Here is a 14,022-nt window from a genome sequence, read left to right as displayed (position 1 = left end):
TGCCCTCGGAGCGCCACCGACCTGAGCTGCACTTCCTTGCGGCGTGTGATTCGCTGGTCTTCTCATGCATGGCTACCTGAGGTAACTGTCGCGGTGAGGGCGGCAGAGCAAAGGGGACGACCGTCAGGCGGCGCGGTCGACTGATGATGACTCCCGGTGACGGGTGTCGAGTGTTGCCGTTTTCCGCCGCCATCGGGCCTGCCGGCACGAGACGTCCTGGTCGGCGGCCCCGTCGTGCCGTGCCGTCCCGGCTGTGGCCGGACCACCCCGGTGCCACCGGTCTCGCCGGACGGTGCGGGGGCGGGTCGGCTCCGGTCGGTGCGTCCACGGGATCGGCTGCGGTGCCTGCGGGACCGGTGCGGCGCGCAACCGGGCCGCCTGCGAACCACTCGACACCGGGTCGGGACCGCGGCGTCGGACCCCCGGCGGTGGCCGCTTCGGGCTGTCGGCGGTGGCCGCTTCGGGCCCGGCCCGCTGTGGGGGCGGGGCAGGCTGGCGGAGGGTCTGACATGGATGTGTCCACGATGTTGCCTGACCGTCATAACCGCTGGTGGGGTGAATCCGGGCAAACGCATGTCTTGATAACGATCTTAAATATGTGAATACTTCAGTCTCTCGGCCGGTTTCCCCAGGTCGGCCGGTTGTCCCCGGGTGCGTCTTGTGACGCCGCCCGTCACCCCTTCCGGAGGTTGTTGCATGCGACCCACGAGGTCCTCACTCCGACACGCCGCCGCCGTCGCCATGGCCGGAACCCTGGTCACCGGCGCGCTCATGGGTGCCCCCGCCCAGGCGGCCCCCGCCTCGCCCGCATCCCCCGACGCCGCCGCCAGCCTGGCCGAGCGTCTCGGTGACCGCGCCGCCGGCACCTACGCCGACGCCGCCGGCAAGATGGTCGTCACCGTCACCGACACCGCCGCCGCCAAGCAGGTCCGCGCCGCCGGTGCCGTCCCGAAGCTGGTCACCCGGGGCGCGGCCCAGCTCCGCTCCGCCACCGCCGAGCTGGAGCGGTCGGCCAAGATCCCCGGCACCGCGTGGTGGACCGACACCGCCACCAACCAGGTCGTCGTGTCGGTCGACAGCACCGTCACCGGCGCCAAGCTGGAGCGGGTCAAGGCCGCCGCCGCGCGCACCGGTGGCACCGTCCGGATCGAGGCCGAGGCCGGCGTGCTCAGCACCAAGATCTCCGGCGGCCAGGCCATCTACACCGGCGGCGGTCGCTGCTCGCTCGGCTTCAACGTCCGCAACAGCGCCGGTCAGACCTTCTTCCTGACCGCCGGGCACTGCACCAACATCGGCTCGACCTGGTACTCGAACTCCGGCCAGACCAGCGTGCTCGGTACCCGTACCGGCACCAGCTTCCCGGGCAACGACTACGGCATCGTCCGGCACAGCAACGCCGCCAACGCGACCGGCAACGTCTCCCTCTACAACGGCAGCTTCCGGGACGTCACCGGTGCCGCCAACGCGTACGTCGGCCAGAGCGTGCAGCGCTCCGGCAGCACCACCGGCCTCAAGAGCGGCTCGGTGAGCGCCATCAACGCCACCGTGAACTACGCCGAGGGCTCGGTCTCCGGCCTGATCCGGACCAACGTCTGCGCCGAGCCGGGCGACAGCGGCGGTTCGCTGTTCAGCGGCAGCAGCGCGGTCGGCCTCACCTCCGGCGGCAGCGGCAACTGCACCCGCGGTGGCACCACCTACTTCCAGCCGGTCACCGAGCCGCTGAGCGTCTACGGCGTCAGCATCATCTGACCGATCTGCCGCATCCTCTGATGCACCACCGGATCCGCTGATCCACCTTGCGTGAACGGGCCGTCGGGAACACCGGCGGCCCGTTCCGCGCGTCCGGTGGGCGGGCCGGCCTTGCTCACCCCGCAACCGGGCGCACCGGGCGGCTGACACAATGCGGGGGAACAGCCGTACCGCAGATGAGGAGACGCAAGTCGTGATCCGTACCCATGACGCCGGCAGCCTGCGCGCGACGGACGCCGGCACCACGGTGACGCTCGCCGGGTGGGTGGCCCGCCGGCGCGACCACGGCGGTGTCATCTTCGTCGACCTGCGCGACGGCTCCGGCGTGGTCCAGGTGGTGTTCCGCGAGGAGGACGCGCACGCGCTGCGCAACGAGTTCTGCGTCAAGGTCACCGGCGAGGTGACCCGCCGCCCCGAGGGCAACGAGAACCCGGAGCTGCCCACCGGCGAGATCGAGGTGACCGCCAGCGCGCTGGAGGTGCTCTCCGAGGCCGCGCCGCTGCCGCTGCCGGTCGACGACCAGGTCGAGGCGGGCGACGACATCCGGCTGCGCTACCGCTACCTGGACCTGCGCCGCAGTGGCCCGGCCAACGCGATGCGGCTGCGCTCCCGGGCCAACCAGCTCGCCCGCACCGTGCTGCACGAGCGGGACTTCCTGGAGATCGAGACCCCGACGCTGACCCGGTCCACCCCCGAGGGCGCTCGCGACTTCCTGGTCCCGGTGCGGCTCCAGCCCGGCAGCTGGTACGCGCTGCCGCAGTCGCCGCAGCTGTTCAAGCAGCTGCTCATGGTCGGCGGCATGGAGCGGTACTACCAGATCGCCCGCTGCTACCGCGACGAGGACTTCCGCGCCGACCGGCAGCCGGAGTTCACCCAGCTCGACATCGAGATGTCCTTCGTCACCGAGGACGACGTGATCGACCTCGGCGAGGCGATCGTCGCGGCACTCTGGAAGGACCTGGCCGGGCACGAGATCTCCCGGCCGATCCCCCGGATCACCTGGCACGACGCGATGGCCCGGTACGGCTCCGACAAGCCCGACCTGCGTTACGGCCTGGAGCTGACCGAGCTGACCGAGTACCTGCGCGGCACCGAGTTCCGGGTGTTCGCCGGTGCGATCGACGCGGGCGGCTACGTCGGCGCGGTGGTCATGCCCGGCGGTGCGGCGCAGACCCGCAAGGAACTGGACGGCTGGCAGGACTGGGCCAAGGCGCGTGGCGCGCGCGGCCTGGCGTACGTGGTGCTGGACGCCGAGACCGGCGAGGCGCGTGGACCGGTGGCCAAGAACCTCTCCGCCGAGCACCTGGGTGGCCTGGCCGACGCGGTCGGGGCCAAGCCGGGCGACGCGGTCTTCTTCGCCGCCGGCACGAACAACCGGGAGGCGCAGGAACTGCTCGGCGCGGCCCGGATCGAGATCGCCAAGCGGGCCAAGCTGATCGACGAGAGCGCCTGGGCGTTCTGCTGGGTGGTCGACGCGCCGATGTTCGAGCGCACGGACGAGGGCGGCTGGACGGCCGTGCACCACCCGTTCACCTCGCCGAACGCCGACTGGGTCGGCCGGTTCGAGGAGGCCCCGGACCGGGCCTTGGCCTACGCGTACGACATCGTCTGCAACGGCAACGAGATCGGCGGCGGCTCGATCCGTATCCACCGGGGCGACGTGCAGCAGCGCGTCTTCGACCTGCTCGGCATCACCCCCGCCGAGGCGCAGGACAAGTTCGGCTTCCTGCTGGAGGCGTTCAAGTACGGCGCCCCGCCGCACGGCGGCATCGCGTTCGGCTGGGACCGGGTCTGCATGCTGCTGGCCGGGGCCGACTCGATCCGCGAGGTGATCGCCTTCCCCAAGACCCGGGGCGGCTTCGACCCGCTGACCGGCGCCCCGACCCCGATCACCACCCAGCAGCGCACCGAGGCCGGCATCGACGCCAAGCCCAAGCCCCCGGCCGCGTCCCCCGGCACCGCCGGCCCCGCCGCCCCGGTAGCCGACCCGGTCTAACCCCCACCCCACCCCGGTCGGCCCGGCCGGCCTAACCCCGGATCGTTGATCAAGAGGTTTACGTCATCATCACGCCGTGAGGTGACGTGAACCTCTTGATCGCTATTAGGGGAGTGGTGGGATGCGGGCGCTGGTGGTGGGGGGTAGTGGGTTTCTCGGGGGTGAGGTGTGTCGGCGGGGGGTTGCTGCCGGGTGGTCGGTGGTGGGGACGTGCTGGTCGGGTGCGGTCGGGGTGCCCGGAGTGGCGGCGCGGCGGCTCGACGTGACCGATCGGGAGGCGGTGCGCCGGCTGGTCGCCGAGGTACACCCGGACGTGGTCGTCGCGACCGCGTACCGCACCGACGACTGGACGGTCACCGCCGACGGGGCGGCGCACGTCGCGTACGCGGCGGCCGAGGTGGGGGCGCGGTTGGTGCACCTGTCCAGTGACGCGCTGCACGCCGGCCGTCCGACCCCCTATCTCGACGACGACGTGCCGACCCCGGTGCATCCCTACGGTGCGGCGAAGGCGGCGGCGGAAACCGCCGTACGGGTGGTCGACCCGGGCGCGGTGCTGGTGCGGACCTCGCTGATCCTGGGGGAGGGCAGCAAGCAGATCCAGCTCTGCCGGGACGCGTTGGCGGGTCGGGCCACCCTGTTCACCGACGAGTTGCGCTGCCCGGTCGACGTCGGTGACCTGGCCGACGCGGTGCTGGAACTGGCCGACTCGACAGTCGCCGGCCCGCTCAACGTGGCCGGCCCGGAGCCGGTCAGCCGGGCCGGGCTGGGACTGCTGGTGGCCCGTCGGCACGGGATCGATCCGGCCGGGATGACGACCGTCACGACCACGGCGGCCGGGCTGCGGCGTCCCACCGACGTGCGGCTCGACTCGTCCCGCGCCGTCACCCTGCTGCGGACCCGGCTGCGCGGCGTGACCGAGTTGCTCGCCGACTGACAAGCAGGCCGTCGGGTCGGCCGTGTCGGGCCTCACAGGAGAGCTGTGCACAGAATCTATGCACAAATATTGTGCATAGATTCTGTGCACAGTTATTGTGCATGCATGGAGAACGACGACACCGGCGGGCGACCCGCGACCAGCTCCGTCCGGATCGACCACCGGCAGGTCCGCGTCCTGGCCCACCCGCTACGGCTGCGGCTGCTCGGCGCGCTGCGGGTGCAGGGACCGGCCACCGCCACCACCCTCGCCGGCCTGCTCGCCACCAACACCGGCGCCACCAGCTACCACCTGCGCCAGCTCGCCGACGTGGGGCTGGTGGTCGAGGACCCGGACCGCAGCGCCGGGCGGCAGCGCTGGTGGCGGGCCGCGCACGAGGTGACCGACTGGGAGCCGAGCGACTTCGACGACGACCCCGACGCCCGGGCCGCGATCGAGTGGATCCAGGGCGACCAGGTGCGCCTCCTGGCTGAGCGGGCCGAACGCTGGTTCGCCGTCCAGCAGGACTGGTCACCGGCCTGGCGGGACGCGTTCGGGATGAGCGACGCCTTCCTCAGCCTCCCCGCCGACCGGCTCCAGGCCCTGGAGGACGAGCTGTGGCAGGTGCTGGAGCGCTACCGCACCGAGGCGGACCCGGCGCAGCCGGACGCCGAACGGGTGCACGTCTTCGTGGCCGCGTTCCCGATGATCGAGCAGCAGTGATGGCCGCGCTGACCGTACGCCAGGTCCGGTTCCGTTATCTCACCCTCTACGGCCTGCGGTGGCTGCCCACCGGCCTGACCATTCCGGTGCTGATCCTGCTGATGCAGGAACGCGGCCTGTCGCTGTCCCAGATCGGTCTGGTCGCCACCGCCCAGGGCCTGGTCGTGCTGGTGCTGGAGCTGCCGACCGGTGGCCTGGCCGACGCGCTCGGCAGCCGGGTGGTCCTGGTCACCGCCTGGTCGGTGAGCCTGCTGTCGCTCGGGCTGTTCGCGGTGGCGGACTCGTTCGCCCTGTTCTTCCTGGTCTGGGCCCTGCAAGGGGTCTACCGGGCGCTCGACAGCGGCCCGCTCGACTCCTGGTACGTCGAGTCCACGCTCGCCGCCGACCGGGACGCCGACTACGAGCCCGGCCTCGGCTTCGCCGGCACCGTCGCGGGCGTCACCATCGCCGGCGGTGCGCTGCTCAGCGGCGGCCTCATCGCGCTCGGCCCGGTCGGGCCGGTGAGCGCCCTGACGGTGCCGGTGCTGGTCGCCGCCGCCCTCCAGGCCGTCGCCCTGGTCGTCCTGCTGATCATGCTGGTCGAGACCGGCCCGGCCCGGGGCCCCGGCACGCTGCGTGCCTCGGTCGTGGCGGCACCCCGGATGGTGGGTCGGGCCGTCGGCCTGTTGCGCCGCTCCCGGGTGCTGCTCGCCCTGGTCTCGGTGGAGCTGTTCTGGGGTTTCGGCATGGTCACCTTCGAGTCGCTGCTGCCGATCCGGCTCGCCGACGTGGTCGGCGACGCCGAGCGGGCGGCGGCACTGCTCGGCCCAGCCAACTCGGCGGCCTGGCTGGTCTCGGCGGCCGGTGCGGCGGCCACCCCGCTGCTGCTGCGCTGGCTCGGTGCCGCCCCCGCCGCCGGGCTGCTGCGCATCCTCCAGGGTGTCACCGTGCTCGGTATGGGGCTGTTCGCCGGGCCGGTCGGGGTGCTGGTCGCCTACCTGGCCTGCTATGCGGTGCACGGCGCGTCCAACCCGCTGCACCTGGGGCTGCTGCACCGGCAGGTCGACGGGCCCTACCGGACCAGCGTCATCTCGCTCAACTCGATGATGGGGCAACCGGGGTTCGCCCTCGGCGCGGTGCTGCTCACCGCGCTGGCCGACCGCAACGGGGTCGGCCCGGCGATGGTGGTCGGCGCGGTCGCGCTGGCGGTGGCCGCCCCGCTCTACCTGCCCGCCTGGTGGGCCGGCCGGCGGGCCACCCCGGCCGCAGCCCCACCCGGCGACGTCCCGGTCGAAGCCGAGCCGGGGTACGTCCCGATCGAAGCCGGACCCGGGAACGTTCCGGCCACACCGGCCGGGGCCGGACTTCCCGCTGTGCCCGCCGGGGCCGGACCTCCGGCCGTGCCCGCCGGGGTCGACCACCGGGGCGCCCAGCCGGCCGGGTCGGCGGCCTCAGCCGAGCCACACCGAGCTGCGTCGTAGGGTGCTGGTGAAGCCGAGCCGGCGGTAGAGCCGCAGCGCGGCGAGGTTGTCGGCGTAGACGCCGAGCCCGACCTGGTCGTACCGGGTGAGCAGGGCCCGGGTCATCCCGGCGGTCAGCGCCGCGCCCAGCCCCCGCCCCCGTCGGTCGCGGGCCACGGTCAGCCCGGCGAGGAAGCCGATGTCGCCGCGACTGCGGTCCGCCCCACAGGCGACCAGTCGCCCGGCCTCCCACCTGCCGTACCAGTCGACGACCGTCGGGTCCTCGGGGCGCGACGAGGAGGTGGGGAAGGCGTCGTCGATCAGCGCGGACAGTGCCGGGTGGTCCGCCGGGCCGAGGCGGACGACCCGCTCCTGCCCGGGTTGCCGGGGCGGGGCGGCGGTGGTCCAGAGGAAATCCCAGTCGTCGACCCGGGTCGCGCCGAACCGGTCGACCAGCAGCCTCCGGTCGGCCCGGGGCAGCTGCAGGTACTGCCCCGGGCGCACGAACCCGTCGGCGACCAGCGCCGCGACCAGCTCCACCGCCGCGTCGACCGGACCGACCACACCACCCGCCCGGTCGTTCTCCGCCGCCGGGAGCACCCAGGCCACCGCGCCGTCGCGGACCCAGCCGCGGGGCCGGTCGTCGCGCCGCAACGCGTGCCGTACGTACGGATGGTGGTCGGTGGCGGCGAGGACTGCCGCCCGGCCGGCAAGTTCCCGGTCGGTGTCGATCATGCGAGCAGCCTAGAACCCGGCCGGGCGAGACGCCCCGGCGACGGCGATCTCCACGGTGGAGATTGACGAGTCGACCGATTGGGTACATCGGGGCCGACCTACTGGGACCCCCTACCGGAGGACATACACATGCTCGCCATCCTCGCGGCCGTCGTCTTCGGCTTCGCGCTCCTGCTGGACCTGCTCAACACCAACTTCGGCGCCCCCGACCTGTTCAACTGGAACACCCTGGTCCTGATCGGCCTGCTGCTGCTCTCGCTCTACCTGGCCGGCGTCGGCAGCGGCCCGCGCGGCGGTGGCGGCGGCCGGTGGTACCGGGGCCGTCGGCCGGGTCGCGGCTGACCGCACCTGACCGCATCGGATCAGAACGGGCGGGGCCGACGGCGCGATTCCGGCGTCGTCGGCCCCGCCCGGTACTGTCTTCCTGATGGATTCCGACGCCCTCTTCTCCCTCGGTGCACCCGCCGCGGCGCCCAGCGCCCCCGCGGGCACCGTCGGCGTCGACGACTTCGCCTCGGTGGGGCAGGACGCCCCCCTGCCGGTGCGGATGCGGCCCGCGAGCATCGACGAGCTGGTCGGGCAGGAACACCTCCTCGCGCCCGGCGCCCCGCTGCGTCAGCTCGTCGGCGGCGGCGCGGCGCTGTCGGTCATCCTCTGGGGCCCGCCGGGCAGCGGCAAGACCACCATCGCCCACCTGGTGGCCCGGGCCACCGACCGTCGCTTCGTGGCCATGTCGGCGCTGACCGCCGGGGTCAAGGACGTCCGGGCCGTCATCGAGGCCGCCCGTCGGCAGCGCCGCTCCGGCGGCCCGCAGACCGTGCTCTTCATCGACGAGGTGCACCGGTTCAGCAAGACCCAACAGGATTCGCTGCTCGCCGCCGTCGAGGACCGTACGGTCACCCTGCTCGCGGCGACCACCGAGAATCCGTACTTCTCCGTCATCTCGCCGCTGCTGTCCCGTTGCGTGCTGCTCACCCTCCAGCCGTTGGACGACGCGGCCGTGCGGGCGCTGCTACGGCGTGCGGTGACCGACCCGCGCGGCCTCGCCGGCGCGCTGACCCTGGCCACCGACGCCGAGGACCACCTGGTGCGCCTGGCCGGCGGTGACGTCCGCAAGGCGCTCACCGCGCTGGAGGCGGCGGCGGCCTCGGCGACCGCGCTCGACGTCGACCGGATCGACCTGGCCACCACCGAACAGGCGGTGGACGTGGCGGCCGTGCGTTACGACCGCGACGGCGACGCGCACTACGACGTGACCAGCGCCTTCATCAAGAGCATGCGCGGCTCGGACGTCGACGCCGCGCTGCACTGGCTGGCCCGGATGCTGGTCGCCGGGGAGGACGCCCGGTTCATCGCCCGCCGCATGGTCATCTTCGCCAGCGAGGACGTCGGCCTGGCCGACCCGACCGCCCTGTCGGTGGCCACCGCCGCCGCGCACGCGGTGGAGTACGTCGGCCTGCCCGAGGCCCAGCTCAACCTCGCCCAGGCGGTGATCCACCTGGCGACCGCGCCGAAGTCCAACTCGGCCACCACGGCCCTCGGCGCGGCGATGGCCGACGTACGGGCCGGTCGGGGCGGCGCGGTGCCGCGTGGGCTGCGCGACGCGCACTACTCCGGCGCGCGGGGGCTCGGGCACGGCACGGGCTACCGCTACCCGCACGACGACCAACGCGGAGTGGTCACCCAGCAGTACGCTCCCGACGACCTCGTCGGGACCGACTACTACCGGCCCAGCGGGCACGGTGCCGAGCGGTCGGTGGCCGCCCGGCTGCCCCTGCTGCGCCGGATCGTCCGGGGGCTGTCCACCCCGGTGTCACGACCCGACGGGCCGGTGCCGGTGGTCAACGGCCGTCACCCGTCGGGCCCGGGACACGCCGGTGGGGCGGATGAGGACGGCGGCGACGCCGGGGAGGTTCAGCAGTGACATCGCGAGGTGGGGAGCAACCGCAGGACGGTCCCGACGAGCGGCGTGAACCTCGCGCCAAGGGACGTCGGTGGGGTCGGGGGCGGGGCGGCGACGACACCCCGCCCGAGCCGGCCGGCGAAGAGTTCGGTTGGATCGACGACCTGCGTACGGCGAAACAGCAGCGCACCGAACTCGGCCCGGACGGTGGTCCCGTGCCGCCGGTCCGCCCGGTGCCGCCGGTTGCCGGACGGGGACCGGTCGCCCCGCCGGACGCCCCGGGGGGACCGGTCGCGCCGCGCGTCGGTCAGCCGGTGTCCCGTCCCGACGGGCCCCCCTCGGCCGGCGTCCGCCCACCGCAGCCGGATCCCCGGCTGCAGCAGGCCCCGCCGGATCCCCGGCCGCAGCAGGCGCCGCCGGCTCTCCGGCAACAGCCGGCCCCGCCGGAGCTTCGGCCGCAGCAGCAGCCGGGCGCCCGACCGGAGTCCGGACCTCCGACAGGTCCGCCGGCCGGTTCACCGGGTCCGCGGCGGGAGACGCCGACATCCGGTGGCCCCCGCCCGCCGCAGCCGGGTGGGCCGTCCCCGCTGCCGCCGGTCGGCCCCGCCCGGCCCGGGGCGGCGTCAGCCGGCACCGATTCGCCCCGTCCCGCCCGCCCCGACGGACCACCACCGGGGCCGGCACACCCCGCTACCCAGGCTGCCCCACCGGTGCGTGGGCCGGGCTGGTCCGCACCCTCCGGGCAGCATCCGCGTCCGGGTGCCGGGCCCTGGCCGGGCCAGGCGTCCGCCGATCACCCCGGCCCGCAGCGGCCCGGACAGGCCTCCCACCCGGACGCCACCGCCGGTGGTTCCGGTCCGGGCCGGGCTGCGGTCCCGGCCCCCGGCCGGGCGACGGTCCCCGGCGCGGCTCCCGGCCGGCCGGTGCCACCCGGTCAGGCACCACCTGTCGGATGGGCCGGTCCCGGTGCCCCGACGCCTGCCGGGCCTTCGCACGGTGCCCCGACACCTGCCGGGCCACCCCCGGGCCGTCGGGCGGTACCCGACGACCGGTCGGGGGCGGCGGCAGCGGATGGTCCTTCCCTGCGGGGTCGCCGGACCGTGCCGGACGACCGGCCGAGAGAGCGACGTCCCGGTCCGATCGAACCGGCGAACCGGCCCGGCCCCGGGCCCGGTGGTCCCGCGCCCGCTGCGGCGCAGCCGGCGGGCACACCCCGCGCCGGGGTGGGTGCCCCGACCGGCGCCGGAGTACTACCGGACCCGACTGCCGGCGGCCCCCGTACCGCCCCGACGGCCCCGCCGGGCGGTAACCCTCCGCCCGAGACGGCGGCACCCGGCCGGGCCGGGGGGGTCCGCCGTGCCGAGGCACCGCCCACCCCCGTGCGTGATGCCGGTGGCCGGCCGGCCGGCGAGCGGGCAGGCCGTCGTCGTGCCGCCGAACCGGACCAACCGGCGGTGCCGCTGACCGGCAACGCGCCACCGCTACCCGGGGCCGCGCCGACCCCACCCGGTGTTCCGCCGTCGCCGTCCGTTCCCGGCACTGGCCGGTCCGGTCCGGCTGCCCACGACGACAACGGGCGTCGCCGCCCGCCCACCGACATCGCCCCCCCACCGGGCCGACGGTCCGGTGCTGACGGCGGGCCGGCGGCCCACCGTCCCGGGTCGGACGGCGACGGGCCCGGGGGGCGGCGGAACCGCCCGGACGGTGAGGAGCCGTCAGGGCAGTGGCGTGTCCGGACCGGGAACGAGTCCGATCCCCAGGGACGCCCGCCCATCGACGAGTCGCGGGGCCGGCGGAGTCGGCCGGACGAGGGTACGGCGGTTGGTCGCCCGGTCCCGCCCGGTCCCGCCCAGGACGAGCGGCCCCGTGGCGACCGGCCGGATCGGCCGGCGGACTGGCTGCGGCAGGCCGGTCGCACCTCACACACCGACCCCGCCCTGCGGGTGCTCAACCGATCGACCCCACCGGGTGGTCGGCCGACCCCGTCGGGCGGCGTTGGTCCGGCCGACCCGGCTGGTCGGGGGCGACCGGGCGACCCGCACCGGCCGGAGCAGGGAGACCCGCACCGGCCGGAGCAGGCTGGCCCACGCCGGCCGGAGCAGGGAGACCCGCACCGGCCGGAGCAGGCTGGCCCACGCCGGCCGGAGCACGGTGACCCGCACCGGCCGGGGCAGGCTGGCCCGCGCCGGCCGGAGCAGGCTGGGCCGGCTCGGGGGACGGCACGGCCGGTCCCGCCTGAGCGGCCGGCCGGTCCCGGGCCGGTGGGCGATGACCCCGGTCCGGTCCGTGCAGCCCGCCCCGGGCCCGACCCGGCTCGGGGTCCGCGTCCCGGTGGCTCCGATCCCGGGTCCGGCGCCCCCCGGGCCGGTGGTACCGCTTCCGTACCGGTGCCCGGCACGCCGCCGGGTGCGGGGGCTGCGCGCCCCGCCGGTCCCGGTCCGGTTTCCGGTGGCCCCCGGGTCGGCGGCTCGGCCCCGGTGCCCGGTACCGCGCCGGTCCCGGGCGGGTCGCGCCCGGCAGGCCCGCCGCCGGCGGCCGGACCGTCCCGCGACGCCGGTCCGGACGGTGCCGCGACGGCACCGACCTCCGGCGCTCCCCGCTTCGGCGCACCGGGTCCGAACGCTGCCGCCGCGCCCCGCAACGAGGTACGCGCCGGGGGCGGGCCACGTCCGGACGCCCCCGCCCCGCCGGCCCCGCAGCCGGGGGCACCCGAACCGGGCGCACCCCGACCGGGCGGGTCCGACCCGAGGACGACCCGACCGGGCGCGTCCGACCCGAGGGCGGCGCAGCCTGACCCGAGGGCGGCCAAGCCCGGCGCGTCTGACCCGGTCGCACCCCGTCCCGGCACGTCGTCGCGGGGCACCGCCCGTGCGGAGGGGTCGGTCACCGGCACCGCCCGCCCGGACGGTCCCGCCACCGGCCCGGTCACCGGCGTCGCCCGCCCGCCCGCCATCACCGACGATCCGCATCGGGCGGCTGGCGCGGACGGCGGCCGGCCCGCCGGGCCACGGTCCGCTGCCCGACCCGCCGGTACGGGTGGGGCCGTCGCGGCGGCTGCTGTCGCCCGGGCCACCGCGCCGGGCGGACGACCGGTCGCCGGCCCGCAGGACGCCGTGGGCCGGGCAGCACCTCCGGTGCGTCCCCCCGATCGGACGGAGCCGGCAGGTGCTCCGGCCGGCCCGTCCTCCGGTCGGGTCGACGGCCCCGGGGTGGCCCGGGTGACGCCACCGCAGGGGGCCCGGTCCGATCCGGACGGGTCGGCCGGGGCGCCGTTGCGTTCGCCCACGCAGGACGAGCCCGACGGCGCCGACGACACCGGTGGCGAACCGCGTCGCCGGACGGGGCACCGGCGTCGCCTGCGGCTGGGAATCCTGGTGCTGGCCAGCGCGTTGCTCCTCGGGGCGCTCCCGGCCTTCTTCGGGATGCGGACCTTGAGCAGGGACCCGGTCTTCGGCACCCTCGACGAGTTGGGCGTGCCGGGTTGGGCGACGGTGGAGACGGTGGACAACGTCAGTGGCAGCCGCTGGTGCCTGCAGGACTGCCGGCTGCGGGAGCGCACCGTGGAGTCCGACCGCGCGCCGCAGGAGACCACCCAGGTCTACGAACAGGCCCTGCGCGCGCAGGGCTGGCGGCCGTGGAAGGTGACCCGGTGCCCGGAACAGCCGGCCAAGGGCAGCTACACCTGCTGGCGGCGCGACGAGTTGACCCTCGACCTGTGGGTGCGGGAGCCGACCTGTGCGGCACCGCAGGCGAGCGGCGACCCGGCGGTACCGCCGGCCACCCCGGTCCCGCCCGCGGCGGGGGAGTGCACCGGCTCGCTGGTGTCGGTGAAGGTCCGCAACGCGATCGACGACGAGCGGACCCGGCCACAGCCGAGCACCGACCCGTCACTGACCGGTGAGGACCCGTTCCCGACGATCACCGACGATCCGCTCGGCAGCCCGACACCTTCACCATCCTGAGCCGGCTTCCATCACGGACGGTAGGGTCTGGGGCTGGCAGGCCCGCCTGCTCCCGATCGACCCGGTGCGGGTCACGCCGCGACCCGGGTCGCGTGTTCCGGGGCGTCGGGCCCCGGAACCCTGCTTGAGGAGGACATGCGTGGATGGTGGACAGATCGCTGCGCTGATCGCGGCCGGCGCGTTCCTGATGCTGGTGCTCGTGCTGGCGGTACCGATCCTGCGGCTGCGGCACACCGTGGACGCGACGACCCGGATGATCAACGACCTCAACGAGCAGACCGCCCCGTTGCTGGGGGACGTGAACACCACGGTCAAGAACGTCAACGTCGCCCTGGAGCAGGTGCAGACCTCCCTCGACGGGGTGAACCTGCAACTCGCCAAGGTCGACACGATGACCAACCACGCGCAGAACGTCACCGCCAACGTGGCGAACCTGGCCACCGTCGTCTCCGCCGCCGCGGCGAACCCGCTGGTGAAGGTGGCGGCGTTCGGGTACGGCGTTCGCCGGGCCGCCTCGGCGCGGCGTACCGCGGAGACCGAGCGTGAGGTGCGCGACACCATCAAGCAGCAGCGTCGCGCCGCCCGGCGTGGCAACCGCTGAC

Annotated in this window: 10 protein-coding genes; 9 read left to right on the top strand and 1 reads right to left on the bottom strand. The window is 75.1% G+C overall.

Annotated features, from left to right (window positions below; genetic code table 11):
* Nucleotides 1-696: 696 nt before the first annotated feature.
* The 5 genes from AB0B63_RS29550 to AB0B63_RS29530 all read left to right on the top strand — a co-directional run bounded on the left by AB0B63_RS29550 (nt 697) and on the right by AB0B63_RS29530 (nt 6,841).
* A complete protein-coding gene (locus AB0B63_RS29550; protein WP_357024696.1) occupies nt 697-1,749 on the top strand; it encodes a S1 family peptidase in 1,053 nt (350 codons plus the stop codon).
* Nucleotides 1,750-1,942: 193 nt separating this feature from the next.
* Nucleotides 1,943-3,745 carry an aspartate--tRNA ligase gene (gene aspS / locus AB0B63_RS29545; protein ID WP_357024693.1) on the top strand — a complete coding sequence of 601 codons (1,803 nt, stop codon included), beginning with the start codon at nt 1,943-1,945 and terminating at the stop codon, nt 3,743-3,745.
* A 121-nt stretch (nt 3,746-3,866) separates the two neighbouring features.
* Nucleotides 3,867-4,679: a sugar nucleotide-binding protein gene (locus AB0B63_RS29540; RefSeq protein WP_357024691.1), complete on the top strand. Its 813-nt coding sequence runs from the start codon at nt 3,867-3,869 to the stop codon at nt 4,677-4,679.
* Nucleotides 4,680-4,784: 105 nt separating this feature from the next.
* Nucleotides 4,785-5,381, top strand: a complete 597-nt coding sequence (locus AB0B63_RS29535) for a helix-turn-helix domain-containing protein (protein ID WP_219469647.1) — start codon at nt 4,785-4,787, stop codon at nt 5,379-5,381.
* The gene (locus AB0B63_RS29530) at nt 5,381-6,841 is read left to right on the top strand and encodes an MFS transporter (RefSeq protein ID WP_357024687.1); all 1,461 of its coding nucleotides are present in this window, start codon (nt 5,381-5,383) and stop codon (nt 6,839-6,841) included. The genes AB0B63_RS29535 and AB0B63_RS29530 overlap by 1 nt, the downstream gene beginning before the upstream one ends.
* Here AB0B63_RS29530 and AB0B63_RS29525 read toward each other — a convergent pair.
* Nucleotides 6,812-7,555: a GNAT family N-acetyltransferase gene (locus tag AB0B63_RS29525; RefSeq protein WP_357024684.1), complete on the bottom strand. Its 744-nt coding sequence runs from the start codon at nt 7,553-7,555 to the stop codon at nt 6,812-6,814. The two genes, AB0B63_RS29530 and AB0B63_RS29525, sit on opposite strands and share 30 nt — an antisense overlap.
* Before the next feature lie 129 nt (nt 7,556-7,684).
* On the opposite strand from AB0B63_RS29525, the gene AB0B63_RS29520 reads away from it, so the two are divergent.
* The 4 genes from AB0B63_RS29520 to AB0B63_RS29505 all read left to right on the top strand — a co-directional run bounded on the left by AB0B63_RS29520 (nt 7,685) and on the right by AB0B63_RS29505 (nt 14,021).
* Nucleotides 7,685-7,897 carry a hypothetical protein gene (locus tag AB0B63_RS29520; RefSeq protein WP_067307861.1) on the top strand — a complete coding sequence of 71 codons (213 nt, stop codon included), beginning with the start codon at nt 7,685-7,687 and terminating at the stop codon, nt 7,895-7,897.
* Between the two features lie 85 nt (nt 7,898-7,982).
* Nucleotides 7,983-9,479 carry a replication-associated recombination protein A gene (locus tag AB0B63_RS29515; protein WP_208569471.1) on the top strand — a complete coding sequence of 499 codons (1,497 nt, stop codon included), beginning with the start codon at nt 7,983-7,985 and terminating at the stop codon, nt 9,477-9,479.
* 3,251 nt (nt 9,480-12,730) lie between these two features.
* Nucleotides 12,731-13,420, top strand: coding sequence for a hypothetical protein (locus tag AB0B63_RS29510; protein ID WP_357024742.1), 690 nt, complete (start codon nt 12,731-12,733; stop codon nt 13,418-13,420).
* A 139-nt stretch (nt 13,421-13,559) separates the two neighbouring features.
* Nucleotides 13,560-14,021, top strand: coding sequence for a DUF948 domain-containing protein (locus tag AB0B63_RS29505; protein ID WP_208569473.1), 462 nt, complete (start codon nt 13,560-13,562; stop codon nt 14,019-14,021).
* Nucleotide 14,022 lies beyond the last annotated feature (1 nt).

The organism is Micromonospora sp. NPDC049081, assembly GCF_040648835.1.
In the GTDB taxonomy this organism is placed as follows: domain Bacteria; phylum Actinomycetota; class Actinomycetes; order Mycobacteriales; family Micromonosporaceae; genus Micromonospora; species Micromonospora antibiotica.
This window is presented reverse-complemented; position numbering and strand designations above follow the sequence as displayed.

Bases quoted from the DNA above. Each gene is read 5' to 3' on its own strand.
- AB0B63_RS29540 (WP_357024691.1), top strand. From the start codon at position 3,867: ATGCGGGCGCTGGTGGTGGGGGGTAGTGGGTTTCTCGGGGGTGAGGTG.
- AB0B63_RS29530 (WP_357024687.1), top strand. From the start codon at position 5,381: ATGGCCGCGCTGACCGTACGCCAGGTCCGGTTCCGTTATCTCACCCTC.
- AB0B63_RS29525 (WP_357024684.1), bottom strand. From the start codon at position 7,555: ATGATCGACACCGACCGGGAACTTGCCGGCCGGGCGGCAGTCCTCGCC.
- AB0B63_RS29515 (WP_208569471.1), top strand. From the start codon at position 7,983: ATGGATTCCGACGCCCTCTTCTCCCTCGGTGCACCCGCCGCGGCGCCC.
- AB0B63_RS29520 (WP_067307861.1), top strand. From the start codon at position 7,685: ATGCTCGCCATCCTCGCGGCCGTCGTCTTCGGCTTCGCGCTCCTGCTG.
- AB0B63_RS29535 (WP_219469647.1), top strand. From the start codon at position 4,785: ATGGAGAACGACGACACCGGCGGGCGACCCGCGACCAGCTCCGTCCGG.
- AB0B63_RS29550 (WP_357024696.1), top strand. From the start codon at position 697: ATGCGACCCACGAGGTCCTCACTCCGACACGCCGCCGCCGTCGCCATG.